20 protein-coding genes are annotated in these 26,386 nt (G+C 69.3%); 7 read left to right on the forward strand and 13 right to left on the reverse strand.

What is annotated here, in order from left to right; genetic code table 11:
- Positions 1-63 precede the first annotated feature (63 nt).
- Together R4823_RS13715 and tadA are read right to left on the reverse strand one after the other, a co-directional pair.
- A complete protein-coding gene (locus R4823_RS13715) occupies positions 64-1,092 on the reverse strand; it encodes an LD-carboxypeptidase (RefSeq protein WP_087840119.1) in 1,029 nt (342 codons plus the stop codon).
- Positions 1,089-1,589, reverse strand: coding sequence for a tRNA adenosine(34) deaminase TadA (gene tadA / locus R4823_RS13720; protein ID WP_087840118.1), 501 nt, complete (start codon positions 1,587-1,589; stop codon positions 1,089-1,091). Before tadA ends, R4823_RS13715 begins: the two co-directional genes overlap by 4 nt.
- A 166-nt stretch (positions 1,590-1,755) precedes the next feature.
- Between tadA and R4823_RS13725 the strand changes: the two genes are divergently transcribed.
- On the forward strand, positions 1,756-3,636 hold the full coding sequence (locus R4823_RS13725) for a choice-of-anchor I family protein (protein WP_338619174.1): 1,881 nt from the start codon (positions 1,756-1,758) through the stop codon (positions 3,634-3,636).
- 22 nt (positions 3,637-3,658) lie between these two features.
- Here the strand turns inward: R4823_RS13725 and R4823_RS13730 are convergent, their stop codons facing one another.
- The 9 genes from R4823_RS13730 to R4823_RS13770 form a co-directional block, all read right to left on the reverse strand.
- Positions 3,659-4,867: an MFS transporter gene (locus R4823_RS13730; protein WP_243724342.1), complete on the reverse strand. Its 1,209-nt coding sequence runs from the start codon at positions 4,865-4,867 to the stop codon at positions 3,659-3,661.
- Between the two features lie 85 nt (positions 4,868-4,952).
- The gene (locus tag R4823_RS13735) at positions 4,953-5,132 is read right to left on the reverse strand and encodes a hypothetical protein (RefSeq protein WP_140416884.1); all 180 of its coding nucleotides are present in this window, start codon (positions 5,130-5,132) and stop codon (positions 4,953-4,955) included.
- 32 nt (positions 5,133-5,164) lie between these two features.
- Positions 5,165-7,519 (reverse strand): CHASE2 domain-containing protein, encoded by a 2,355-nt coding sequence (locus R4823_RS13740; RefSeq protein ID WP_338619043.1) that lies wholly within the window; start codon positions 7,517-7,519, stop codon positions 5,165-5,167.
- 15 nt (positions 7,520-7,534) lie between these two features.
- On the reverse strand, positions 7,535-9,211 hold the full coding sequence (locus R4823_RS13745) for a FecR domain-containing protein (RefSeq protein ID WP_132978847.1): 1,677 nt from the start codon (positions 9,209-9,211) through the stop codon (positions 7,535-7,537).
- The gene (locus tag R4823_RS13750) at positions 9,208-9,930 is read right to left on the reverse strand and encodes a response regulator transcription factor (RefSeq protein WP_087840115.1); all 723 of its coding nucleotides are present in this window, start codon (positions 9,928-9,930) and stop codon (positions 9,208-9,210) included. The genes R4823_RS13745 and R4823_RS13750 overlap by 4 nt, the downstream gene beginning before the upstream one ends.
- A 123-nt stretch (positions 9,931-10,053) precedes the next feature.
- Positions 10,054-10,509, reverse strand: a complete 456-nt coding sequence (locus tag R4823_RS13755; RefSeq protein WP_087840114.1) for a hypothetical protein — start codon at positions 10,507-10,509, stop codon at positions 10,054-10,056.
- A 165-nt stretch (positions 10,510-10,674) separates the two neighbouring features.
- Positions 10,675-12,150, reverse strand: coding sequence for an efflux transporter outer membrane subunit (locus tag R4823_RS13760; RefSeq protein WP_087840113.1), 1,476 nt, complete (start codon positions 12,148-12,150; stop codon positions 10,675-10,677).
- Between the two features lie 16 nt (positions 12,151-12,166).
- Positions 12,167-15,358: a multidrug efflux RND transporter permease subunit gene (locus tag R4823_RS13765; RefSeq protein ID WP_087840112.1), complete on the reverse strand. Its 3,192-nt coding sequence runs from the start codon at positions 15,356-15,358 to the stop codon at positions 12,167-12,169.
- A 17-nt stretch (positions 15,359-15,375) separates the two neighbouring features.
- A complete protein-coding gene (locus tag R4823_RS13770; protein ID WP_087840111.1) occupies positions 15,376-16,617 on the reverse strand; it encodes an efflux RND transporter periplasmic adaptor subunit in 1,242 nt (413 codons plus the stop codon).
- A gap of 140 nt (positions 16,618-16,757) precedes the next feature.
- On the opposite strand from R4823_RS13770, the gene R4823_RS13775 reads away from it, so the two are divergent.
- Positions 16,758-17,774: a LysR family transcriptional regulator gene (locus tag R4823_RS13775; protein ID WP_087840110.1), complete on the forward strand. Its 1,017-nt coding sequence runs from the start codon at positions 16,758-16,760 to the stop codon at positions 17,772-17,774.
- Positions 17,775-17,816: 42 nt separating this feature from the next.
- Here R4823_RS13775 and R4823_RS13780 read toward each other — a convergent pair whose 3' ends face one another.
- Positions 17,817-19,547: a phosphoethanolamine--lipid A transferase gene (locus tag R4823_RS13780; RefSeq protein WP_207958563.1), complete on the reverse strand. Its 1,731-nt coding sequence runs from the start codon at positions 19,545-19,547 to the stop codon at positions 17,817-17,819.
- Between the two features lie 130 nt (positions 19,548-19,677).
- Between R4823_RS13780 and R4823_RS13785 the strand changes: the two genes are divergently transcribed.
- Genes R4823_RS13785 through R4823_RS13805 form a run of 5 tightly spaced genes read left to right on the forward strand, consistent with a single transcriptional unit; the run spans position 19,678 to position 24,717 of the window.
- Complete coding sequence (locus R4823_RS13785) at positions 19,678-20,148, forward strand: MarR family winged helix-turn-helix transcriptional regulator (RefSeq protein ID WP_087840109.1); 471 nt, start codon at positions 19,678-19,680, stop codon at positions 20,146-20,148.
- Positions 20,145-22,196, forward strand: a complete 2,052-nt coding sequence (locus tag R4823_RS13790) for an FUSC family protein (RefSeq protein ID WP_087840108.1) — start codon at positions 20,145-20,147, stop codon at positions 22,194-22,196. Before R4823_RS13785 ends, R4823_RS13790 begins: the two co-directional genes overlap by 4 nt.
- Positions 22,186-22,392, forward strand: coding sequence for a DUF1656 domain-containing protein (locus R4823_RS13795; protein WP_087840107.1), 207 nt, complete (start codon positions 22,186-22,188; stop codon positions 22,390-22,392). Before R4823_RS13790 ends, R4823_RS13795 begins: the two co-directional genes overlap by 11 nt.
- A 4-nt stretch (positions 22,393-22,396) precedes the next feature.
- Positions 22,397-23,299 carry an HlyD family secretion protein gene (locus R4823_RS13800; RefSeq protein ID WP_243724364.1) on the forward strand — a complete coding sequence of 301 codons (903 nt, stop codon included), beginning with the start codon at positions 22,397-22,399 and terminating at the stop codon, positions 23,297-23,299.
- Positions 23,296-24,717, forward strand: coding sequence for an efflux transporter outer membrane subunit (locus R4823_RS13805; RefSeq protein WP_132978845.1), 1,422 nt, complete (start codon positions 23,296-23,298; stop codon positions 24,715-24,717). The genes R4823_RS13800 and R4823_RS13805 overlap by 4 nt, the downstream gene beginning before the upstream one ends.
- 7 nt (positions 24,718-24,724) lie before the next feature.
- Here the strand turns inward: R4823_RS13805 and R4823_RS13810 are convergent, their stop codons facing one another.
- Entirely contained in the window at positions 24,725-26,377 is a 1,653-nt protein-coding gene (locus R4823_RS13810) for a bifunctional aspartate transaminase/aspartate 4-decarboxylase (protein WP_087840105.1), read from the reverse strand.
- Positions 26,378-26,386: the final 9 nt, after the last annotated feature.

The raw sequence follows: 26,386 nt of genomic DNA on the forward strand, positions 1-26,386 counted from the left end.
CGCCCCTCGAGAGGGCGGCACTGGCGGACCGGCCAAGCCGGATCCGCGGCGCCCTGGCAAACTTCAATGTCCGTGCGGAAAGACCAGGTAGGCCATGCCGGCTTCGGTCGCCAGGCCGATCTTCGCTCCGACCGGGAGCGTGGCCTTGGTCTTCACGTGGCCGAACGGCAGGCCGGTCACGACCGGAATCCTCACTTCGCGGCGCAGCCACCGCACGACCGAGCCCAGGTCGTAGCCGGCGTCGTGCGGGGTCAGCTTGTAGTCGGTGAAACTGCCCAGCACGATGGCCTTCTGGCGGGCCAGCACGCCGGCCTGGGCCAGTTGCACCAGCATGCGTTCGACCCGGTACGGGTGTTCGTTGACGTCCTCCAGGAACAGGATGCCCCGGGTGCGCGGGAAATACGGGGTGCCCAGCAGCGAGACCAGCACCGCCAGGTTGCCGCCCCACAGGATGCCTCGGCAGTCGACCGGGTCGGAGCCTTCCGATTCGAAGCTCAGGATTTCCAGTTCGCCGCGCAGGGTCTCGCCGAACATCGCCGCGGTCAGGTCGTCCACGCGTTTGCCGCCGAAGTCGAAGGCTGCCATCGGGCCGGCATAACTGACCGCGCCCGTGCTGGCCAGCAGCGCAAGCTGGAAGAAGGTGAAGTCGCTGTGTCCGACGAAGCGCTTGCCGCTGTCGGCCATGGCCTTCCAGTCGATGCGCGGCAGCAGGCGCGACAGGCCGTAGCCGCCCCGGGTCGCCATCACGATGGGATGCTTCTGGGTGATTGCCCGCGCCAGCGCGGCCAGCCGCTGGTCGTCCGTGCCGGCGAAGCGCTCGTGGCGCACCAGGGCACCCCGGTCCGCCACCGGATGGAAGCCCTGCGCCTTCAGGTGCTCCCGCGCGCGCGCGATGACCTCGGGATCGGGCACCGCGCCCGAGGGCGAGACGAGGTAGATGCCGGGCCGGCTTCCCAGGGACGGGAAGCCCGGACCGGGCCCATGGGCGTGGTCATGGCCATGATGGTGGCCGCCGGCCTCGTCATGCGGGTGGCCATGATGCGCGTCGTGGTCGTGGTGGGCGTCGGCGGGAGAAGAACGGCGTCGGTTCATGCGGACTCGGAAGGAAGTGGCGGGCCGCCGCGGGCGGCCTCGCGTTTCTGGCGGAAGAAAGCGCGGAGCAGCTCGCCGCATTCGGTGGCGAGCACGCCGCCCTCGACCCGGGTCTGGTGGTTCAGCACGGCGATGGACGGCAGGTCCAGCACGCCGCCGCAGGCTCCGGTCTTGGGGTCGGGCGCGCCGTACACCACGCGCGCCAGCCGCGCGTGCAGCATGGCGCCCATGCACATGGCGCAGGGTTCGAGGGTGACGTATAGCGTGGCGCCGGGCAGGCGGTAGTTGCCGGCCGCCAGGCAGGCCGCGCGCAGCGCCTGGATCTCGGCGTGGGCGGTGGGGTCGTGGCTGCCGACCGGCCGGTTGGCGCCCTCGCCCAGGATGCGGCCCGAGGCGTCGCAGACCACGGCACCGACCGGCACCTCGCCGTCGCGCCAGGCTTGCTCGGCCAGCGCCAGCGCGCGCCGCATCAGGATGACATCGGGAGAGTCGGACATGGGAGGGAAGGAATGAACCGCCGCATTCTACCGCGCGCGGCGGCTCCGGCCGGTTCCGGGCTCGGCCGGGGATCCTTACATATGACTGTCATGTTACTCCGTCATGATGCGGCGCTTGTCCAACCCACCCCACCGAACGATGACATTCGCCACCCAGCCCTCGCGCATGACGATCCTTGCCCGCAGCTTGTGCGCCCTGGCGGTCGCCATCCCCTTGGCGGCATGCCTGGGCGATGGCGGCGACGACGCGGCGCCCACCACGCCGCCCGTGACCCCGCCTCCCGCCGCCGAGCCGACGCCCAAGAGCATCAGCCTCAAGATGCTGGGTCGCTATTCCGCCGGCCAGTTCGGCGTCAGCGCCGCCGAAATCCCCGCCTTCGACGCGGCCAGCAAGCGCGGCTTCGTCGTCAACGCCCGCAACGGCGTGGTCGACGTGCTGGATCTGAGCACGCCCGCCAGCCCCAAGCACATCGGCACCATCGATGCCTCGACCATCTCGACCGGCGCCGAGATCAACAGCGTCGCCGTCCACGACGGCATCGTCGCCGTCGCCATCCAGGCCGCGAAGAAGACGGATCCGGGCTTCGCCGCGCTGTACAAGGCCGACACGCTGGCCCTGCTGGGCAAGGTGGGCGTGGGCGCCCTGCCCGACATGCTGGCCTTCACCCCCGACGGCAAGACCCTGCTGGTCGCCAACGAGGGCGAGCCCAGCGACGACTACCAGATCGACCCGGCGGGTTCGATCAGCGTCATCGACGTCTCCAACCCCGCCGCGCCGTCGGCCAGGGTGGCCGGCTTCACCGCCTGGAACGGCAAGGAAGCCGAACTGCGCGCCAAGGGCGTGCGCATCTTCGGGCCCAAGGCCAGCGCCTCCCAGGATTTCGAACCCGAATACATCGCCGTGTCCGCCGACGGCAAGACGGCATGGGCCACGCTGCAGGAGAACAACGCCCTGGCGCGCATCGACATCGCCACGGCCACCGTGACCGACATCCTGCCGCTGGGCTACAAGGACCATGGCCTGGAAGCCAACGCGCTGGACGCCAGCGACGAACCCGCCAAGCTGGACATCCGCACCTTTCCCGGCATGCGCGGCATGTACCTGCCCGACGCCATCGCCTCCTACACCGCGGGCGGCAAGACCTATCTCGTGACGGCCAACGAAGGCGACGCCCGGGCCTGGGGCGAGGACGATGATGCTTACTGGGCTGGCGACGCCGGCAAGGGCTTCGTCGAGGAATTCCGCGTCAAGCATCTGGTCCATGCCAGCGGCTTCGCCCGCCGCCGTGGCGATGACCTGCCCCCGCAGCTGGACGCGCTGGCCGCCGGCGCCCTGCTGAACCCCGAGACCTTCGCCTACTGCGGCGCCACGGCCGGCAAGCCGGGGGCCTGCCGCGACGACGACGTCCTGGGCCGCCTGCAGATCTCGTGGACCATGGGTTATCGCCAGGACGCCAGCGGCAAGCCGGTCAAGTTCAACGCCCAGGGCATCGAGGACCCGACCGGCGATCGCATCATGTACGACCACCTGTACGCCTACGGCGGCCGTTCGTTCTCCATCTGGGACCAGGACGGCAAGCTGGTGTGGGATTCGGGCGCGCAGTTCGAGCGCATGCTGGCCAGCGACTCGTGCAAGCTCGGCCCCGACCGCGACGTGCCCTGCGCCACCTACTTCAACACCGGCCATGACGAGAAAGCCACTTTCGACAGCCGCAGCGACGCCAAGGGCCCCGAACCCGAAGGCGTGGAAATCGGCGTCATGGGCGACAAGACCTTCGCCTTCATCGGCCTGGAGCGCATGGGCGGCGTGATGGTCTACGACATCACCGATCCCAAGGCGCCGGTGTTCATGGATTACTTCAACACCCGCGCCAATTGGACGGACGAGCCTTCGAACGAGAACCTTGCCAAGATGGGCGACCTCGGTCCCGAAGGCCTGAAGTTCGTACCCGCGGCGAAGTCGCCCACGGGCCAGCCGCTGCTGATCATCGGCAACGAGGTCAGCGGAACGACAGCCATCTACGAAGTATCGCGCGTGCTGGAGTGACCGGCATGCCGGGGCGCCAGGCTCAGGCGCCCCGCTGCGGTTCCCTGCCCATGCCGAACACGATGACGGCGAAGGAGATGGCGCAGGCGGCCAGGCCGGCCAGGAAGGCCGCGCGATAGCCGTAGGCACCGATCAGCAGGCCCGCCAGCGGCCCGGTCACGCCCGAGGTGATGTCCACGAAGGCCAGGAATCCGCCCACGGCCACGCCCCGGCTCTCGGGCGGCACGCGGCGCATGGCCTCCACGCCCATGGCCGGGAACACCAGCGAAAATCCCACGCCCGTCAAGGTGGCGCCTGCCAGCGCGAAACCGGGGCTGGGCGCCATCCACAACAGGAACTGGCCCAGGGCCTCGATCACCAGCGAGATGGCCGCGACCTTGCGTCCGCCCAGCTGGTCGGGCAGCCTGCCGAAGAACAGCCGGACCAGGATGTAGCCCGCGGCGAATCCCGTCAGGGCCAGGCCGGCGCCATCCCAGCCACGGCTTGCGAAGTACAGCACCACGAAGGCGGTCAGCACCGCGAAGGGCGCCGAGGCGAGCGACAGCGCGCCGCCCTGCCGCCAGATCATGCCGATCACGCGCAGGAACGGCACCTGCTTCCTGGCCCCGCCGACCACGGGCACCGGCGGCACGCGCCAGGCGATCGCCAGGCCCAGCAGCGGGAAGGCGACGGTGGCCAGCCCGACGGCCAGGAAGTCGACCTGCTGCATGACCCAGACGCCCAGCGGCGCGCCCAGGCCGAGCGCCGCGAACATCGCAATACCCTGCCAGGACATCACGATGCCGGTGCGCTGCGGCCCCACCCGGCCGATGCCCCAGGTCATGGTGCCGGTCAGGAACAGGCTTTCGGCCGGCCCCATCAACACGCGGCCGACGACCAGCACCGCAAGCGCAAGCGACGGATGGGGAATCAGCGCCGAGGCCACGTAGAGCAGCCCCGCCATGGCGGCCATGGGCAATCCCATCATCACCGACTGGCGCGGCCCGTGCCTGTCGACGTAGGTACCGGCGAACTTGCGGGTCAGGATCGTGGTCAACGGCTGCAGGCCGATGATCCAGCCCACGACCAGCGGGCTGAAGTCGAGCACGCCGTTCACGTAGAGCGGCAGCGCTGGAAGCGGCAGGCCGACGGCCAGGAAGCCGGAAAAGACGATGGCGACCAGCGGCAGCAGGCGCAGCGCGGATTCGTGGGAGGAAGGAGAGGAGACGGAAGGAGAGGCGTTGTTCATCATCGGACGTCGATAAGCGGCGCACACGGGCCCGGCGGGCTGGCGCGACGTTCAGCGCGTTGGATGACGTTAACGCTTACGACTGCGGTCAGGAAGACAGGACGGCATCATACCATTCCGACCCGGGCGCCCCTTTGCATATCGCCGCCTGCGGCGGATAGACGACGACCAGATCGGTCCAGATCTGCCGCGCATTCAGCCAGATCAGGCCGAACGGCGCAGCCATCGCCGCGCACAGGATGAGTATCACCAATAATCGTTCAGCCATTCGTACCACTGACTTCGTAGACAGCCTGCAGTCTACGCGTGTCCGCCGCGGCCACTCGCCCGGGGTTCAGTGTTGTTTACCGTGGCAGGCAGGAACAGCCGGAATTCGCTGCCCTGCCCCGGCGCGCTCTGGCACTCTATCTTTCCGCCATGCCGCTCGACTACGGCCTTGACGAAGGCCAGGCCCAGCCCGAAACCCGGTTCGTCGCCGTCCGCCGCGCCACCCACGCGCGAGAACTCCTGGAACAGGCGGGCCTGGTCCTCGGCGGCGATGCCTCGTCCCTGGTCCCGCACCGCGATGCACCACAGGTCTTCCCGGCGCACCATGCGGCAATCCACCCGCGTATGCGGCGGGCTGTACTTGATCGCGTTGCCGATCAGGTTGATCAGGGCGCGCGTCAGTTGCGCACGGTCGCCGCGCAGCGGCGCGCCGTCGTCCGGCACGTCGGCATCGAGTTCGATGTGCTTGGCCTGGGCCAGGCTCCAGCATTCGTCGGCGGCGTCCAGGACCACGTCCGTACCCTCGAATACGTCGTCGCGGACCGGCGCCGTCGCCAGCCGTGCCAGCTCGACGAACGATTCCGCCAGGGCCTGCGTGCGCAGCACGTAGCGCCGGATGCGGTCCAGGAGTTCGTCCTGCGGAAGTTCGCCGGGGTCGCTGCGATGCAGGTCCAGCAGGGCCAGGATGGCCCCCTGCGGCGACCGGATGTCGTGCGACAGGAAGCGCAGGGCCTGGTCGCGCTTGCGCTCTGCCTCGCGCAGCGGATTGATGTCGACCAGCGTGGCGATCCAGGCGGTCTCGCCGCCCTCTTCTCCCGCGCACCGCGCATACTCGAACAGGAAGGCCCGCCCGGCGGCATCGCGGCATTCGGCGAAATGTCCCGGCGCCACCGCCGCGGGCCAGCTGAGCGGGCCGCCGCCCACCAGCGTGAAATCCGCCAGCAGGCGGGCCATCTCCTCGCCCTTGGCGGCGGCCGCGCCGAACTGCCGCACGGCTTCGCGATTGGCAAGCAGGACGCGGCCGTCCTCGCCCACCGCCAGCGCCGCCTCGGGCAGGCTTTCTATCACGGACGACATGAAGGCCTGCACGTCCAGCAAGCGCCCCGTGGCGCGGGCCAGGTCGTGGATCCGCCGGTCGATGAGGTCGCCGGCCGGCGCGGCCGCATCCTGCGGCAGCACCGCGCCATGGCGCTTCAACCGGCCCAGTTCGTCCACCAGATAACCGGCCGCGCGTTCCAGGCGCCGCCAGTTCCATCCCAGGTAGAAAGCCGCGATGGCCAGCACCGCCGCGCCGGGCGGCCACCAGACGCCCTCGGCCAGCAGCATGGCGCCGCTCGCTGCCGCCGCCACGCCTATCCCCGCCACCGATGCCGCCAGCGCCCAGCCCGGCGCGAACAGCCAAAGCGCCGGCAGCATCGCCGCCACCAGCAGTACCGTCAGCAGCGCCCCCGCCCACGGGGCGATGACGCGGCGCGCCGTTCCCGACATCAGGTTGTCGATCACGTTGGCGGAAATCTCCACCCCCGGGGTGAAGCTGTGGCGCGCCGACAAGGGCGTGGGATAGACGTCCCCCAGGCCCGCCGCGGTGGATCCGACCAGCACGATGCGTCCGTCCAGCGCGCCGTCGGGCAGCTCGCCCGCCAGCACCTGGGCGGCGGAAACAGTGCGATAGGTTCCGGCCGGCCCGGCATAGTCGATATGTATCCAGAAATCCCGCCACCATGCCTCCGGTGCCGTCTCCGGGCCAGCCGGCGCCCGGTTCCCCGGCAGCGGCCGGGCGACGGCCCTGCCGGCGATCTGCAGCAGCGCCAGCGCGAAGTGGTTCCACTGGCGGTCCCGGGTGCCTTCGCGCAGGAAGACGCTGCGCACCACGCCGTCGGCGTCCGGTTCGACCGAGACATGCCCCAGTGACCGGGCCGCGGCGGCAAGCGGCGGCACCGGCAGCATGGCCTGCACCCTGCCGCCCGTGTCGGCGGTGAAGACCGGAAGCACGACGTTGCCGCTGCGGCGGATGGCTTCGGCCATGCGCAGGTCCACCGACGGATCGGCCGACGGCTCGGACAGCAGCAGGTCCAGGCCCAGCGCGGCCGGCGACTGTTGGGCGATGCGCTCGATCAGGTCGATCTGCTGGTCGCGGCTCCACGGCCAGCGGCCCACCTTCGCCAGGCTGGCCTCGTCGATGGCCACCACCACGATGTCCTGGCTCGGCACGGCGGGATCCAGCCGGCTGAGGAAGTCGTACAGGGCCGCGTCCAGACGGCCCAGGCCGTTCTGCCAGGCCAGCAAGGCAGCCAGCAGCAAGCCCGCGACGACCGCGATGCCGCGGACCGCGGCCCGGGGCCGCCCGGGCCCCGGGCGCAGCGTGGCGGATGCGGCCTGGCGGTCCATGCGCGTGAACAGGCCCTAGGGAAGCTGGATTTCCTGGCCGTCACCCGATCGCAACGCACCGTCCCCGCTGCGGACCGTGCGATTGACGCGGAAGCGCTGCGGACGCGTGAAATCGCGCACATAGCCGTCGCTGTCCGTCGCCTGGATGCGGACGAAATACTCGCCGGCGGGCAAGGACTCGAGCGCCCATTTGCGCTCCGTGATGCGGCGCTCGGCGGCGATGCCGGCAAAGCCGGCGTCGCGCGCGACCTGGACGAGGTAGTTCTGCCCTTCCTCGCCGTCCCAGGTCAGCACGACTTCGTCGCCCTGCTGGCTCATGCCGAGCTTGCCGCCCACGGGCAGGCGCACCATGAAGCGGCGCGGATCGCTGTAGGGTCCGGCATCGGGTCTGCCGTCCTTGCCCTGGACGACACTGCCCACGCGCCAGAAGTAGTTGCCCGAGGCCAGCCCGCGCACGGCGTGGGAATCCGTGGACAGCATGCTTTCGTCGACGAAGGGGTTGGCGAAGGCCTGGTCGCGCGACACCTGCAGGCGGTAGCCGATGGTGCCGTCCGCGCCCGTCCAGCGGAGCACGGCCTCGGTCTGCTCGACCACGCCACCGTCGGGCGGCGCGATGGTGACCGGCGGCTCGGGCCGGGCCTTGAGCTTGATCGGCCAGGTGACCGGGCGGCCCTCGATGCCCTGCGCGTCGACGCCATTGATCCGCACCACGTAGTCGCCGTCGTCGAGGCCGGCGAAGCGCACGCGCGGCGTGGCGGTCACGAGGTTGCTGACCACCTGTTCGGCGGCATGGGCGGGCCAGATGAAGGCGCGGTACGAGGCCGCGCCGGCCAGCGCGGGAAACGCCAGATCGATGATGGGTCGCTGCTGCAATGCCTGGACGCCGGACAGGTCCGGCGCCGCCAGCAACGGCGACAGCGTGGCGGTCGGCGCATCGGTGGCGACCGCGCCCCCCAGGCCCGCAGCGACCCGCGCGGTCGAGCCCGAACGCGCCACGCGCAGTTCGACTTCCCCCTCCAGCACGTCGCTGGTGGCCGAGCTGCCCTCGCGCATCGAGACGCCGAACTCGGTACCTCGCACGCCGGCGGCCATCAGCGGCGTGTCGACCTGGAAACGGCTGCCCGTGGGCCGCTGCGGCGAGACGCGCGATTCGACACGGCCCTTGTCCAGCACCAGCGAGGTGTCGGCGCGCTTCTTCGTCAGGCTGTACTTCAGGCGTTCCAGGCGCAGTTCGGAGTCGCCCGCCACGCGCACCACCGAGCCGTCCGCCATCTCCAGCGTGGCAAAGCCGCCGGCATCGGTGCTCAGGCGATCGCCGTCGATCAGCCGCATGTCGCGTTCCAGCGCGCCGGTCGAGCCGCTGCGCGTCGTATAGCGCACGCCTCCCGAGACGTGGACCACGCGCGCGCCGCCGGGCTTCTTGCGCAGCAGCGCGTCGGGCACGACGATGACCGAACCCGGCTTGAGCCTGAGCGGATTGGGATTGCCGTTCTCGCGGGCCAGGGCCTGCCATTGGCCGGGGTCTTCCAGGTAGGCCTGGGCGAGGTCATACAAGGTGTCGCCGTCGCGCACCAGGTGACGCACCGGCTCGGCCTGCTGGGCATGAGCCGGCGCCGTGCCGAACACGCAAGCGGCGGCGATGGCCCACGCGGACAGCCGGATGCCGGCGTCCATGCTGGGTAGGTTCTTCATAGAGGGTCGTCGTTGGATTCGTTCGTTGCCGGCGGGTCGGCCAGTATCTCGAAGCGGTAGCCCAGCCCGTAGACCGGCACCAGCCGCACGCCGTTGTGCGGCCGCAGGTCGAGCTTGCGTCGCAGTTGCGACATGTGCGTGGTGACGGTGCGCGTGTCGATGGCGCTCGTGCCCCACAGCTCCTCGAGCAGGTGCTCGTGCGTCAGCAGCCGCCCCAGGTTGCGGAACAGGTACAGCGCCAGCTCGTATTCCTTGGGCTTGAGTTCGACCGGCTCGCCCTTGATCCGCGCTTCCCGGCGGTGCAGGTCGAAGGTATAGACTCCGAAGCCCGGCTGGCTCGGGCGCGAAGCCTCGGGATAGGCCCGGCGCAGCAGCGCGGCCACCCGGGCCTGCAGTTCGATGGGCCGGATGGGCTTGGCCATGTAGTCGTCGGCACCCGCCTGAAGCCCGTCGACCACGTCCTGCTCTTCGTCGCGGCTGGTGACGAACAGCACCGGCAGCTGCGGCGGCAGGTTGCGGCGGATCCACCCCAGGATCTCGGGGCCTTCGATGTGCGGCACGTGCCAATCCAGCACGAACATGTCGTAGCTCTGGCGATGGAGGTCGCGCAACATCGCCCTGCCGTCCTCGAACAGATGGCAGTCGTGCCCCGCCTGCAGCAGCGTCTTTTCTATGATCCGGGCATGTGCCGGATCGTCTTCCAGTATGGCGATGCGCACCTGGCCCCCCAAAGATCGATGTAAAGCCAGCGCATTTTATAACGGGGCGCGCCGCGACGCCCGGAAAGCGCCACTTTCCGGGGAATTCCGCGGCGGATCAAGGGGAAATGCTTCGGGAGGGTGTCAGCGCATGCCCGGGCCGTCGGGCCTTGGCATCGCCGGGCCGGGCGAGCCCGAGGGCATGGCCGGGGAGCCGGGCGCGGGTGTCACCACTTCCCGGTACTCCCGCAGCACGCCTCCGCCTTCCACGCTCCCGCTGACCGTCCCTCTTCCGTCCACCCGCGCCATGCAGGCCGCGCGGTCGGCTTCCGGCAAGGCGTTGCAGCGCTGGGTGCGGTTCTGCTCGTAGGCCGAATCGCTGGCGCCGCGCAGATTGCCGCGCCGCGCTTCCTGCAAGGCAGCGCCGGCCTCCCGCCTGCATGTCGCGCGGTCCTGGCCCGACTGGCCGCTGTTGCAACGAGCCAGTTCCTCCTGGTAGGTGGTGTCGGCGGCGGAAGCGGCGTGCGCCGAGGTGAACAGAACGGTGCCCAGGGCGACCGCAGCCAGTCCCAGGGTGCCACGCTTGGATTTCGTATTCATGCCTGACTCCTTTCGCGCGGAAAGGCCCCGGCGCGCGGGACCTGCGCGTCGATCCAGTGTAGGCTCGGCATGTCTGTCCGCAACGGGCACGGCGCCTGACTATGTAAGCGTTCCGTACAGCAAAGACCGCAGCCCCCAAGACTGCGAGGCCGCGGCCACGGCTTGTTACGAAGGCTGGCGTGGAAGCAACAGCGCCGCCGCGGGCGCCGGCGCCTGCCCTTCCCAGCCGCCGCCCAGCGCGCGGATCAGGTTGACCGTGGAGCGAGCCAGTTCCCCGTCCAGCCGGGTGGCCACACGGCGCTGCTGGAGCACGCTGCGATCGGCATCGATCACGTCCAGGTAGCTCACCGATCCTTCGCGGTACTGGATCTGCGACAGCCGGGCCGCGCGCGCGGCGGATGCCACCGCTTCGTCCTGCGCCCGGTACTGGTCGGCCAGGATGCGCAGGTTGGCCAGGTTGTCCTCCACCTCCTTGAAGGCCGCCAGCACCGTCTGGCGGTAACGGGCGGCCTCTTCCTCGTAGGCCGCCCGCGCCGCCTGCAGCCCCGCCTCGCGCCGCCCGCCGTCGAAGATGGGCAGGGTCAGCATCGTGCCCACCAGGGGGCCGAGCAGGAACGTGCGGCTGGACCAGTTGAACAGGTCGCCCAGTTGCGCGGACTCGTAGCCTAGCGCGCCGGTCAGCTCCAGCCTGGGGAAGAATGCCGTGCGCGCGACGCCGACGCGGGCATTGGCGGCCGCCATGGCGCGTTCGGCGGCGGCGATGTCGGGCCGGCGTTCCAGCAGATCGGATGGCAGGCCCGGCGGCACGGACACGGCCAGCCTCGCCAGCGGACTCGGGGGAAGGCTGAAGGAAGCCGGCGCCTCGCCCAGCAGGATCGCCAGCGCATGTTCGGCCGTCGCCCGCTGGCGGGCGATATCCAGGGCCTCGGACCGCGCCGATGCGAGTTCCGTGCGGGCCCGCGCCAGGTCCAGTTCGCTGATGTCCCCTTCGTCGTAGCGGCGCTGGATCAGCGCCAGCGTACGCTCGCGCAGCGCCACGGTGCCGCCGTACAGTTCCTGGCCCGCATCCAGTTCCCGCACCAGGAAATAGGCCTGCGCGACGTCGGCCTGCACGGCCAGTTGCACCGAACGCAGCAGGGCCTCGCCCTGTTCGGCCTGGGCCGACGCCGCCTCGACCCCGGCCGCCACCCGGCCGAACAGATCCACTTCGTAGGCCACGGAAGCCTGGGCTCGCCACAGCGTCGACGGCGACGTGTTCGCCTCGGCGGGCAGGCCCCTTGAAGCCGGCGACGGCCGCTGCCTCGTGGGGCCCGCGCCCGCGTCGACGCGGGGGTACAGGTCGGCCCGGGCCTCGCCCAGCCGCGCCCTGGCCTGCGCCAGGCGCGCCACGGCGGCCTTGAGATCCTGGTTCGCGTCCGCCGCTCGCTCCTGCAACCGGTCCAGTACCGGGTCGCCGAACACCGCCCACCAGCGTCCGCGATGGGCAGCCTCGGCCGGCTGGGCGGCCTTCCAGTTCCCGCCGGCCGCTTCCTTGAACGATGCCGGCACCTCGGGCCGCGGGGGATCGTAGGCCGGCGCCACCGCGCAACCCGCCAGCACGAGCAAGGCCGTCAATGCCGCGCTTCGCAAACCGCTTTTCATCAGATTCTCTTTCACATCAATGCCCCGCGTGATGAGCCGCCACGATGGGCGCCTCGTGATGCGCGGCCGAGTGCAGCTTGCGCGCACCGCTGGCCAGCCTCAGCAGTACATAGAAGACCGGCGTCAGGAACAAACCGAACAGGGTCACGCCCAGCATGCCGAAGAACACCGCCACGCCCATGGCATGCCGCATCTCGGAACCGGCGCCGGTGGAGGTCACCAGCGGCACCACGCCCATGATGAACGCGATGGACGTCATCAGGATGGGGCGCAGCCGCAGGCGGCTGGCCTCGATGGCCGCCTCGACCACCGACCTGCCCTGCAGTTCCAGTTCGCGCGCGAACTCGACGATCAGGATGGCGTTCTTCGAGGCCAGGCCGACCAGCACCATCAGGCCGATCTGGGTGAAGATGTTGTTGTCGCCCCGTGTCAGCCAGACGCCCGTGAGCGCGGCCAGGATGCTCATCGGCACGATCAGGATCACCGCCAGCGGCAGCGTCAGGCTCTCGTACAGGGCCGCCAGCACCAGGAACACCAGCAGCACGCTGATCGGGAACACCCAGATGCCGGCGTTGCCCGCCAGGATCTGCTGGTAGGTCAGGTCCGTCCACGCCAGCTTCATGCCGCGCGGCAGGACCTGCTCGGCGATGCGTTCGGCGGCGGCCTGGGCCTGGTCCGAGGAATAGCCCGGGGCCGGCCCGCCGTTGATGTCGGCGGCGGTATAGCCGTTGTAGCGCACCACCATTTCCGGTCCGAAGGTCGGACGCACGTCCACCAGCGACGACAGCGGCACCATCTCGCCGGCGGCGTTGCGGGTCTTCAGCGCCAGGATGTCGTCCGGATGCGCACGGAACGGCGCATCGGCCTGCGCGCGAACCTGGTACACCCGCCCGAAACGGTTGAAGTCGTTCACGTACAGCGAACCCAGGTAGATCTGCATGGTGTCGAACACATCCGTGACCGCGACACCCAGCTGCTTGGCCTTGACCCGGTCCAGTTGCACGTCCAGTTGCGGCACGTTGATCTGGTAGCTGCTGAACGTCGGCCCGAGCTCCGGCGCCTTCTGCGCCGCCGCCACGAAGGCCTGCGCCGCCGCGTCCAGCTCGGCGTAGCCCAGCGCGCCCCGGTCCTCGATCTGCAGCTTGAATCCTCCCAGCGTGCCCAGTCCCATGACGGGCGGCGGCGGGAACACCGCGATGAACGACTCCTTGATGGCCGAGAACTGCTGGTTCAGTGCGTTCGAGATCGCCTCGGCCGAGACCTCCTTGCCCTTGCGCTCATGGAAGTCCTTCAGGGACACGAAGACGATGCCGGCGCTCGAGCTGTTGGTGAAGCCATTGATCGACAGCCCGGGAAACGCGATGGCGCTTTCCACGCCGGGTTGCTTGAGCGCGATGTCGGACATGCGCCGGATCACTTCCTCGGTGCGGTCTAGCGAGGCGCCGTTGGGCAACTGCGCAAAGGCCACCAGATATTGCTTGTCCTGCGCGGGCACGAAGCCCCCCGGCACGATGGACGAGACGCCCAGCGTCAGCGCCAGCAGCACGCCGTACACGCCCATGACCATGGCCTTGCGCGAGATGACGCCCGTGACCCCGGCGCCGTAGCGATCGGACGCCCGGCCGAACATGTCGTTGAAGCGGCGAAAGAAGCCGCCGAACAGGCGGTTCATCACGCGCGTCAGGCCATCGGGCCGGGCGTCGTGCGACTTCAGCAGCAGGGCCGCCAGCGCCGGCGACAGCGTAAGCGAGTTGAAGGCCGAGATCACCGTCGAGATGGCGATGGTCATCGCGAACTGCTTGTAGAACTGCCCGCTCAGCCCGGTCATGAAAGCCAGCGGCACGAATACCGCGACCAGCGTCAGCGCGATGGCGATGATGGGACCGCTGACCTCTCGCATGGCGCGGTACGTGGCCTCGCGCGGCGTCAGCCCGGCCGCGATGTTGCGCTCGACGTTCTCCACCACCACGATGGCGTCGTCCACCACGATGCCTATCGCCAGCACCATGCCGAACAGCGACAGCGCGTTGATCGAATAGCCGAAGCCCAGCATCAGCGAGAACGTCCCGATGATGGAGACCGGCACCGCCAGCAGCGGAATGATGGAGGCCCGCCAGGTCTGCAGGAACACGATCACCACCAGCACGACCAGCGCCACCGCCTCCAGCAGCGTGACCACCACCGCCTTGATGCTGGCGCGCACGAACTGCGTCGGGTCGTAGACGATGCGATAGTCCACCGAGGGCGGGAAGTCCTTGGCCATGTCCTTCATGGCCGCCCTCACCTGGTCCGACACCGCCAGCGCGTTGGCGCCCGGCGACTGCATGATGGCCAGCGCCACCGCCGGCTTGTTGTCCAGCAGCGAACGCAGGCCGTACTCGGCCGCCGCCAGTTCGATGCGCGCCACGTCCGACAAGCGCGTCACGCCGCCGTCGGGCGAGGTCTTGAGCACGATGTTGGCGAAATCCGATTCGGTCTGCAGGCGGCCTTGCGTGTTCACCGACAATTGCAGCGACACGTCGGACGCGCTGGGCGAGGCGCCGATCACGCCGGCCGCGACCTGCACGTTCTGCTCGCGTATCGCCGCCACCACGTCCGAGGCCGTCAGCCCGCGCTGCGCGACCTTCTGCGGATCCAGCCAGACGCGCATCGAGTAGTTGCCGGCGCCCCACAGCTGCACCTCGCCCACGCCCGGTATGCGCGCCAGGCGGTCCTTGACGTTGATCAGCGCGTAGTTGCGCAGGTAGGTGATGTCGTAGCGGTCATCCGGCGAGATCAGGTGGGTCACCATCGTCAGCGTGGGCGAACTCTTGATGGTCGTGACGCCCAGCCGCTGCACGTCCTCGGGCAGGCGCGGCAAGGCTTGCGACACCCGGTTCTGCACCAGTTGCTGCGCCTTGTCCGGGTCCATGCCCAGGCGGAAGGTGACGGTAACGGCCAGGTTGCCGTCGCTGTTGGCCTGGGACTGCATGTACAGCATGTCCTCGACGCCGTTGATGGATTCCTCCAGCGGCGAAGCCACCGTCTCGGCGATCACCTTGGGGTTGGCGCCGGGATACTGCGCGCGCACCACGACCGAGGGCGGGACGACTTCCGGATACTCCGAGATGGGCAGCTGGAACATCGCCAGCGCACCCGCCAGCAGGATCAGGACCGACAGCACGCCCGCGAAGATGGGCCGGTCGATGAAGAACTTGGAAATATTCATGATCGTGTCCGGCCGCCTCAGACCTGCCTGGGCTGGCGCGCGGCAGGCGTGCCGGACGGTCCGCCGTCGGCCGGCGGACCATCGCCCGCGAACCGGCCCGGCTGCCCCGCCATGGGCACTTCGCGCGGCGTCACGGGCTCGCCCGGCCGCACGCGTTGCAAACCGTTCACCACGATGCGCTCGCCCGCCTTCAGGCCGGCGTCGACCACTCGCAGGCCGCCGCTGGCGCTACCCAGCCGCACCTCGCGATAGCGGGCGCGATTGCCCTCGTCCAGCACCAGCACGAAACGCTTGTCCTGGTCGGTGCCCACTGCGCGCTCGTCGATCAGCAGCGCGTCGCGCGGCTTGCCGCCCCCCAGTTGCACGCGCGCATACAGCCCCGGGATCAGTTGTCCGTCCGGGTTATCGAACACCGCGCGCACACGGATGGTGCCCGAAGCCACGTCCAGGCGGTTGTCGATGAAGCTGACCGTGCCCTTGCGGGGATGGCCCTCCTCGTTGGCCAGGCCCAGGTAGACCGGGATGGCGCCCGAGCCGGCGCGGCTGGCCTGCGCCATCTTCAGGTAGGTAGGCTCGTCCACGTCGAAGGCCGCGTACATGCGCGCCGTCGAAACCAGCGTGGTCAGCGGAGCCGACGCCGCGCCGGCGGCGACCACGTTGCCCACCGTCACCTGCGCGCGCGAGATGCGGCCGGTGACCGGCGCCGTGATGCGCGTGTATTCCAGGTTCAGGCGAGCCGCCTCCAGGGCGGCCCGGGCGGCCTGCAGGTTCGCGGCCGCCTCGCGCGCGGCGTTCTGCTTCTCCTCGAAATCGCGTTTGGCGATCGCGTTGTCCGACAACAACCGCTGGCCGCGCGCCAGTTCGGAGGCCGCGTAGGCGTCGCGGGCCTCGGCCGCGGCAAGCTGGCCCTGGACCCGGGCGACCTCGGCCGCATAGGGACGCGGATCGATGGTGAACAGCACGTCGCCTTTCCTGACCAGGGCGCCGTCCTGGAAGTGCACCGCGGTCAGCGTTCCGGACACCAGGGGCCGGATCTCGACGCGGTCGACCGCCTCCAGCCGGCCTGAATAGCCGCGCCAGTCCGTGATGGTGCGGCTGACGACCTCGGCCACGTCCACGGCAGCCGCCGGGGCCGGCGCGGCGGGGGCTTCTTCCTGGCCGGCCAGGGCCGGCATCCTCTGCACGGCGATGCCCCCGGCAACGCCAAGCACGGCAACGCCCAGCGTGACCGCCAGCGCGCGTTTGCGAAAACGAAACATGAAAAACCTCGGGCTCGTATGGGTGAATACAGCGATGCCCGATTCTGAGTGTTATCGTGTTTCCGATAAATCCTGCGTTTTTACAAACACTATTCATCCAGAACGAACAATTGCCGCCCATCAGGCGGCAGGAGCCTCTCGTGGACAAATTCCAGGCCATGCAGGTGTTCACACGCGTGGTGGAAGCCAACAGCTTCACCCTGGCGGCCGACAACCTCGGACTGCCGCGCGCCACCGTCAGCACCACCATCCGTAATCTCGAACGTGCGTTGCAGGTCCGGCTGCTGAACCGTACCACCCGCAAGATCAGTCTCACGCCCGACGGCGCCTCTTACTACGAGCGCTGCGTGCGGCTGCTGGCGGACCTGGAGGAAGCCGAGACGTCCTTCCGCGACGTCGCGCGCCGGCCGCGCGGCCGGCTGCGCATCGACACGCCGGCCTCGATCGGCCGTTCCATCCTGATTCCGTCGCTGTGCGAATTCCATGAGCGCTATCCGGACATCGAGCTGGTGATAGGCATGAGCGACCGTCCGGTCGACCTGGTCCAGGAAGCCGTGGACTGCGCCATCCGCGTCGGCGAATTGCAGGACTCTTCCATGGTGGCCCGGCGCATCGGCACCTTCGAAAGCCTGACCTGCGCGGCGCCCTCCTACCTGGAGGCCTATGGCGAGCCACGCACGCTCAAGGACCTCGAGCGCCATCACGCCGTCCATTATTTCTCCGCCCGCACCGGCCGCACCATCGACTGGGACTTCGTCGTGGACGGCGTGGCTACCGAGGTCAAGGTCAAGGGCATCGTCTCGGTCAACGACTCGGACGCATACGTGGCCTGCGGCCTGCAAGGCTTCGGCCTGATCCAGCCGGCCCGGTACATGGTGCGCCCCCATCTGGAGTCCGGCCTGCTGCGCGAGGTGCTGACCGACTGGAAGCCTTCGCCCATGCCGATCTCGGTGGTCTACCTGCACAACCGGCACCTGTCGCCCAAGGTGCGGGCATTCGTGGACTGGGTAAGCGAACTGTTCGGCCGGTGTCCGCTGCTGGGCGGCGAATGCCACGCGAACGACATGCCGCAGGAATGCGAGTTCGCCTGCCAGCCCAGCGGCCACACGGTCCGGTCGGTCATCGAACAGCACAACCTGGCCGAAAGCGTCTTCTGAGGCCCCAGGGCCTGGCGAGCCTCTTTTTAGCGTGGACAGGCGCTAGCCCCGGGCGCGGCCCTTTCCCGCCCGGGCCTCGAGCGCCGCACGGCACGGCGCGAGCATGTCCAGCTGCTGCCTGTACACGCTCGTCCTTACCTCGAACATTCCCAGGACGGAATGGAACAGGTTGTCGTGGCTGTAGGGCGCGTCGCGACGGGCGGCCAGGCAGGCGGTGTCCACGCCCCAGTCGCGCGCCGCGCCGGGCGACATCCACATCACCATGGGCACGTGGGTCTGGGCCCGCGGCGCGATCGCATACGGCGCGGCGTGCAGGTAGAGACCGTTCTCGCCCAGCGACTCGCCATGGTCGGATACGTAGACCATGGCCGTATCCCGCGTGGCGGCCTGCTTCTGCAGCAGGCCGACGACCTGCGCCAGGAAGTAGTCGGTGTAGAGAATGGAATTGTCGTAGCCGTTGACCAGCGCCTCGTGCGGGCAGTCGCCCAGTTGGTTGGTGCGGCAGACGGGCTTGAATCGCTCGAATTCCGGCGGGTAGCGCCGGTAGTAGGCGGGGCCGTGGCTGCCCATGGTGTGCAGCACGATGAAGGCGTCGCCCGGATGCTCGTCCATGTAGGCGGACAGGCCTTCCAGCAGCGCCTCGTCGCGGCACCCCTCGGCGTCGCAGTGGGGAAGGCGCGGGTTGCCCATGATGCTGTCGTTGGGCACGCGCAGGCAGGTGCCCTTGCAATCGCTGTTGTTCTCGCGCCAGTAGACCGCCACGCCCGCCCGCTGGAGCACGTCCAGCAAGCCCTCGCGCGTCTTGGCGGCGCGGTCCGAATAATCCGCCCGGCCCAGGTCCGAGAACATGCACGGGACCGATACCGCCGTGGACGTGCCGCACGAGGCGACGTTGGAGAAATTGAGCACCCCCAGGCGCGACAGTTCCGGCGTCGTATCGCGCGCATAGCCGTTCAGCCCGAAGTGGTCCGCGCGCGCCGTCTCGCCCACCACGAATACCACCAGGGACTTGCGGGGCCGCGCCGCGGCCGCGGCCGAGCGGACGGCATCCAGGCCGATGGGCGCCACGACCAGGGCGGCCTCCTTGGCCCCCCAGCGCTGCCGCGCATACTTGCCCAGCGCGTACAGGTAGCTCGTCGGATTGATCTTCTGCGTCACCTGCCGGTGTTCGCGGAACAACGGCGCGTACACGGAATAGAAACCGCCCAGCATCGCCAGGCCGGTCACCAGGCAGGCCGAGGCCACCAGCAGGCGAGCCATCACGCCCCGCACGCCAGCCGCGTACTCCACCCGCAGGCGCCACAGGCCCGCCACGGGCAGCACCCCCAGCACCAGCAGGTAGCCCAGCAGCCCCGGGCTCAGCAATGCGCCGGCCTCGCGTACGTCGGTCTCGGCCAGGTTCTGCACCATCACGTTGTCGATTGCGACACCGTAGGTGCCCATGAAGTACGCCGTCAGGGCAGACACCGGCAGCAGCAGCGTCAACAGCGGCTTGAACACCGTCTTGAACGAACACAGCGTCAGCAGCAGCCCGAACGCCGACCACATCAGGATGGCGAACGATAGATAGAAGACGACCGAGCCCGCCCCGTTCCAGGGAACGATGCGCACGATCTCGCGCCAGACCGCGATGTTGTAGAAAAGCACCAACCCGGCGGCGATGGCGAGCGCCAGCCGCGTACTGCCCCGGAGCCCCCAGCCGCGGTTCTGCCCGGCCGCGACCAGGCCCCAAATGAACGTCCCCGAGCGATGCCCGTGTAGTGCGGAAGACAAACTGGCGCTCCCATGAAGCAATGCCGCCACGTTATCGGGCGCGCCATCGAAGAAACGTCGAAGCCTTGTCGAATTTTTGTCGAATCGGCAAATACTTCACAAACAAATAGTTTGCATGCTAATATTTTGCATGGACAAAATCGACAAGCAACTCGCCACCCTGACCATGGCCCTGGGCCGCACGGCTCGCGCCTACAAATCGGCGGCCGACACGTTGACCGCCGATTTCGGCCTGTCCCAGGCCACCGCCTGGCCGGTGGTCATGATCGGCCGCCTGGGCGACGGCGCCCGCCCCGGGGCTGTCGCGGACGCGCTGGGCATCGAGCCCTCGTCGGTGGTGCGCGTCATCGACCGCGTGATCGAGCTGGGCCTGGTCGAACGCCGCGAAGACGCCTCCGACCGCCGCGCCAAGTCCCTGTATCTCACGGCCTCCGGCCGGCAATGCGCCGACCGGGTCGAAGCCGCCCTCATCCCCTTTCGCCGCGCCCTGTTCGCAGGCAGCAGCCAGGACGACATCGAAGCCTGCCTGCGCACGCTCGAAGGCCTGCAGGCCGCGATCGAACAACTCGCCCGGGAATCCGGGCCCGCGTCGTCCTCATGAAGCCCCCCACCCTTTCCGAGGCGCTGTTCTCGCTCAAGAGCTATGCAGCCGCGGTGCTCGCCCTCTATCTTGCGATGCGCATGGGCCTGCCGCGTCCGTTCTGGGCCATGACCACCGCCTACGTGGTCAGCAGCCCGCTGGCCGGCGCGGTGCGCTCGAAGGCGGTCTACCGCGTCACCGGCACCACGCTGGGGTCGGCCATGGCCCTGGCCGCCGTGCCGCTCCTGGCCAACGCGCCGGAGCTGCTTTCGCTCGCCTTCGCGTTGTGGGTAGGGCTGTGCCTGTACATCTCGCTGCTGGATCGCACGCCCCGGTCCTATCTCTTCATGCTGGCGGGCTACACCGCCGCGCTGATCGGCTTTCCCGCCGTCACACAGCCCGAGCAGATCTTCGACACCTCGCTGGCGCGCGTCGAAGAGATCCTGCTGGGCATCACCTGCGCCACGCTGATCCACAGCCTGGTGATGCCGCAGGGCATCGGCCCGGTTCTCGTCGCGCGCGTGCAGCGGGCCTACGACGATGCCCAGCGCTGGATCGCCGACACGCTGGGCGGCAAGTCCGACGTCGGCCAGCTGGATCGGCGCAAGCTCGCCGCCGACGTCACCGACCTGCGGCTGATGGCGACCCACCTGCCCTTCGATACCTCGCACCTGCGCTGGACCACCAACGCCATCCACGCCGTGCAGGACCGCATCTCGCTGATGATGCCGTTGCTGTCCGCCATCGAGGACCGCCTGGCGGTGCTGCGGTCGATGCCCGCCGGCCTGGCCCGCCGCTGGGAAGCCGTGATGCGCGACGTGGCCGCATGGACCGGCGATCCCGGACCGCGTGACCCTGCCCGGCTGGCCGGGCTGGTGCGGGCCATCGACGCCAGCCATCCCGCGGTCTCGCGGGACATGGGGTGGCGCGAGATGGTCGAGCTCAGCCTGGGCTCGCGCCTGAAGGCACTGATCAATGCCTACGCCGACTCCAGCGCGCTGCGCACGCACATCGAGGCGGGCCTGCACGATGCCCGTTCCGAGTCCGTCCGCGAGCAGCCCAGTTCACCGCGCGTGCTGCACACCGACCGCGGGCTGGCCCTGCTGTCGGCCTTCGCGGCCACGGTCGCCATCCTGGCCTGCTGCCTGTTCTGGATCGCCACCGCGTGGCAGGCCGGCTCGGGCGCGGCGCTGATGGCGGCCATCTTCTGCTGCCTGTTCGCCACCATGGACAACCCCGTGCCGGCCATACGGGTGTTCCTGAAGTTCACGCTGCTGTCCATCCCGTGCTCGGCCTTCTACCTGCTGGTCGTGCTGCCGGCCGTGCACAGTTTCGAAATGCTGGTGCTGACCACCGCGCCGCTGTTCCTCCTGCTGGGTGTACTGATCGCCCGGCCGCCCACCACCGGCCGGGCGATGGCCTTCCTGTTCGGCGTGACCTCGGCGCTGGCCATGCACGACACCCAGACCGCCGATCTCGTCTCCTTCGCCAACAGCATGCTGGCGCAGGTGGCGGGCATCGTGGCCGCCGCCGTCTGCACGCGGCTGTTCCGCACCATCAGCGCCGACTACAGCGCGCTCAGGCTGTTGCGCGCGAACTGGCGGGAACTGGCCGAACTGGGACGCGCCGACTCGGCCCGCAACATCATCGTAACCGAGATCTCGGCCCGCATGCTGGACCGCCTCGCGCTGCTTGCGCCCCGCATGGCGGCTGCCCGCGCCAACGCCGACCTGCAAGGCGCCGACGTACTGGCGGACCTGCGCGTGGGCCTGAACATGACGCAACTGCTGCGCCTGCAGCCCGAGCTGGTCCGCGGCCACGTGCGCGTGCGGCCGCTGCTGGCCGCGCTGTCCTCGTTCTTCGCCAGCCGGCGCCTGCCCACCCAGCGCCCCGCCCCCGACTTGCTCGCGCGGATCGACGACCTGCTGCGCGCGGTGTGCGCGCTGCCGGCATCGAACGTGCAGCCCGACGCGGTGGCCGCGCTGTGCGGCATACGCCGCGACCTGTACCCCGATGCCGACGACTACCAGCCGGCGCCTTCCCTGCCGGAGTCCGACCATGTTCGCTGAAATCAACGTCTATGGCCTGTACGTGCCAGCCCTGTTGTTGCTGGCCTTCGCGGCCATCGTCGTGTCCAGGCTGCTTGGGCACGGACTGGCCCGCCTCGGCCTCTACCGCCTGGTCTGGCATCCCCCGCTGTTCGACGCCTGCCTGTTCGTCATAGTCCTGGCCTGCCTGTCGTTTTTCTTTACCCGCGAGTTCTGACGTGATACCCAAGATTTCATTGCCGGCGCTGGGCCGGTTCGCATTGACCCTGCTGGTCCTGGCCATCGCCATCGGCGCCGGCTGGACCCTTTGGCAGCGCTACGAGGTCCGTCCCTGGACGCGCGACGGCCGCGTGAAGGCCTATGTCGTCCAGGTCGCCCCCGATGTCACCGGCCCCGTCACCAGGGTGCTGGTGCGCGACAACCAGGCCGTCCGCGCCGGGCAGGTGCTGTTCGAGATCGACAAGGCCCGCTACGAACTGGCCGTGCGCCAGGCCCAGGCCGCCGTGCAATCGCAGCGCGCCGCCCTGGCCCAGGCCACGCGCGAGATCCGCCGCAACGGCGAACTGGGCGAACTGGTCGCCCAGGAAAGCCGCGAACAGGCCCAGTCGCGCGCCGAGCAACTGCGCGCCGCGCTGGCGCAGGCGCAGGCCAATCTCGACCTGGCCCGGTTGAACCTGACCCGCAGCACGGTGGTGTCCCCCGTCAACGGCTACGTCACCAACCTGGATCTGCAAGGCGGCGCCTACGTCACCGCCGGGCATGCCGTCATGGCGCTGGTCGACCGCGACTCGTTCTATGTCGAAGGCTACTTCGAGGAAAACAAGCTGCCGCGCATCCATGTCGGCGACCAGGCGTCGGTACTGCTGATGGGCGCGGGCGAACCGCTTGAAGGCCACGTCGAGAGCTTCTCCGAAGGCATCGCCGACCGCGATCGCAGTACCGCCGCCAATCTGCTGCCCAACGTCAACCCGACCTTCAACTGGGTGCGGCTGGCCCAGCGCATTCCCGTGCGCGTGGCCATCGACCGCGTTCCGGACTCGGTCAGGCTGGTGGCGGGCCAGACGGCCACGGTCGAAGTCCGCGAACAGGCCAAGGCCCGCGATCCCCAAGGAGCGGCCTCATGAAACCCCTCGTCTTGCGCTGCCTGGCCGCCGCGCTGCTGGGCGCGATGGCTGCGTGTTCTACCGTGGGCCCCGACTACCACGTGCCGGAGCAGGCCGCCGTCAACCTCGACGCCGCCAACGGACCATTGGCCGGACTGGAGGCCTCGTCCGCCCGGGCTGCGCCGCTGCCCGCCCATTGGTGGCGCCTGTACGACGATCCGGTGCTGGACGACCTGGTGGGCCAGGCCTTCGCCGCCAATACCGACCTGCGCGTGGCCGCCGCCAACCTGCGACGCGCCGCCGCGATCGTGGACGAGGCTGGCGCCGGCCGGCGACCGAACGTCTCGGTCAGCGCCGCTCCCGCCTATGGGCGCGCCTCCGGCGCCGCCAAGGGCGTGCCCTACGCGCTGCCCGACGTCGGCACCTACGACGCGGGCGCGGCCGTGTCCTACCAGGTCGACCTGTTCGGCAAGATATCGCGCGGGCTCGAGGCGGCGAACGCCGACGCGGAGGCGGCCCAGGCCGCCTACGACCTGGCTCGGGTCAACGTCGCGGCGGGCACGGTGCGAGCCTACGCCGACGTCTGCGCCGCCGGCCAGCAGCTGGAGACGGCCCGGCACTCCATCGCGCTGCAGGAACGGTTCGCCCAGCTCACCCGCAGGCGTGCCGACATGGGCCGCGGCACCTCGCTGGACATCAGCCGCGCCCAGGGGCAGCTCGAGCAGCTGCGGGCGGCCGTGCCGCCGCTGGAGGCGCAACGCACCACCGCGCTCTACCGGCTGGCCGTCCTGGTGGGCAAGGCACCGGGTAGGCTGCCCGCGTCCCTGGCCGCCTGCCATGTCCCGCCCACGTTGCGCGATCCCGTCCCGGTGGGCGACGGCGCGGCGCTGCTGCGCCGGCGGCCCGACATCCGGCAGGCCGAGCGCTCGCTGGCGGCCGCCACCGCCCGCATAGGCGTGGCCACGTCCGAACTGTATCCCAGCATCTCGCTGGGCCTGTCGGCCGGCAGCACCGGCACGCTGTCGCGCTTCGGCGCCGACAACAGCTTCCACTGGAGCCTGGGCCCGCTCATCTCCTGGAGCCTGCCCAACACCGGCCTGGCCCGCAGCCATATCGAACAGGCCGAGGCCGGCAGCGCGGCCGCCCTGGCCCGCTTCGACGCAGCGGTGCTGAACGCGCTGCGCGAGACCTCCAGCGCGCTGACCGTATATGCCCGGGACCTGGACCGGGCCGACGCGCTGCGCGCCGCCCGCGACCGTAACCGCGAGGCCGCCGAACAGGCGCGCACGCTGTACCGCCTGGGGCGTACCGACTTCCTGACGGCGCTGGACGCCGACCGCACCCTGGCCGGTTCGGAAAGCGCGCTGGCCGCCGCCCAGGGACAACTGGCCACCGACCAGGCAGCCTTGTTCCTGGCGTTGGGCGGCGGCTGGGAATAACTTCCGGCTACTTCTTGCCGCCCTTCTTCGCCTTGTCCTTGCCGGCGGCGCGCTTGCCGGCGGGTCCGGGCCGGCCCTTGCGGTAATCGTCGTAGAACTGTTCGGCCATCTGCCGCAAGGCCCGGCCGATCGCGGCATATTCGTATTCGTTCAGGTTGGCCAGCGATACGCGCCCGGCCGGCCGCAGCGTGCCGAAGCCGCTGCCCGGCAGCATCACGATGCCGGTCTCGTCCGCGATGCGGAACAGGAGATCGGTGGGCGCCACGTTCTTCTGCACCCAGGCCGCGAACTCCGGGCCGTGCAGGTCCCTTGCGATGGCGCCCAGGTCGAGCAGCGTGTAGTAGTCCACCGCATTCTCGTCCTGGCTCCTGGCGATGCCGAGTTCGCGGTACAGCGCCGCCTGGCGCCGGCGGATCAGCTTCTTGAGTTCGGCCTTGTAGCCGTCGTGCTCGTCCATCAGCGCGAACAGCGAGAACAGGGCCATCTGCACCTGCTGCGGCGTGGACAGTCCCGCCGTGTGGTTCAACGCCACGGAGCGGCTGTCGGCCACCAGCCGATCGATGAATTTCAGTCCCGGCACGTCCGGCGTGAGCGAGGCATAGCGCTCGTTCAGGGCCTTCTTCATCGACGACGGCAGGCCGCGCAGGATCTCGTCCATGACGTTGTCCTGGTGCACGGCGATGGCCCCCAGCCGCCAGCCGGTCGCGCCGAAGTACTTCGAGTACGAATAGACCAGGATGGTGTTGCGCGGGCACGTGGCGAACAGCGACTGGAAATCGTCGGCGAAGGTCCCGTAGACATCGTCGGTCAGCACGATCAGGTCGCGCCGCCGGGTCTCGATGATGTTCCGGATGCGCTCCAGCCCATGGGCGTTGATCTTGTAGGACGGCGGATTGCTGGGGTTGATGCAGAAGAAGACTTTCACCGCCGGATCGAGCAGCTTGTCGATCTCGGCGTCCGGATATTGCCAGCCCTGGTCCGGATCGGCATTGACGTAGACCGACTCCAGCTGATAGCCGTTCAGGCGCGGGATCTCCATGTAAGGGGTGAAGGCCGGCATGCCTATCGCCACCTTGTCCCCGGCCTTGATCAACCCGTTTTCCTTCATCGTGTCGAAGACGTAGGTCATCGCGGCGGTACCGCCCTCGGTGGCGAACACGTCGATGTGCTGGTTGCTCAGGAACCCGCCTATCATCTCCTTGACCAGGTAGGTTCGGACGATTTCCTCGGTGATCCGCAGCATGCGCGGCGGCACCGGATAGTTGTCGCCCAGTACGCCCTCCACCATCTCGTGCAGGAACTCGGACGCGGACAGCCCCATCTGGTCGCGCACGTAGCTCAGGGCGCGCCCCAGGAACACCACGCCTTCCTGGTCCCGGTTCTCGGCGATGTAGGCGTTGAAGCGATTCTCGATGCCCTCGATCCGGGGCAGCCCCCCTATGCCGTGCGGCATGTAGGAAAAGGACAGCTCGGATTCCAGCGCGGCGAACAGCCCCAGCCGGAAGAATGCGCGCCGCGGCACGATGGCCAGGAAGTTGGGATTGCCCCGTCCGGCGTTGAGCATGAGCCGGTTCTGCTTGCTCGATGCCAGTTCGATGAGCGCGTCCTTCAGTTCGAAAGGACTCAGTTTGGCGTACCGACTGTAATCCGCTGTCGACATGACGGCCTC

The sequence above is a fragment of the Pigmentiphaga sp. CHJ604 genome, from assembly GCF_036972535.1.
Lineage (GTDB): Bacteria > Pseudomonadota > Gammaproteobacteria > Burkholderiales > Burkholderiaceae_B > Pigmentiphaga > Pigmentiphaga daeguensis.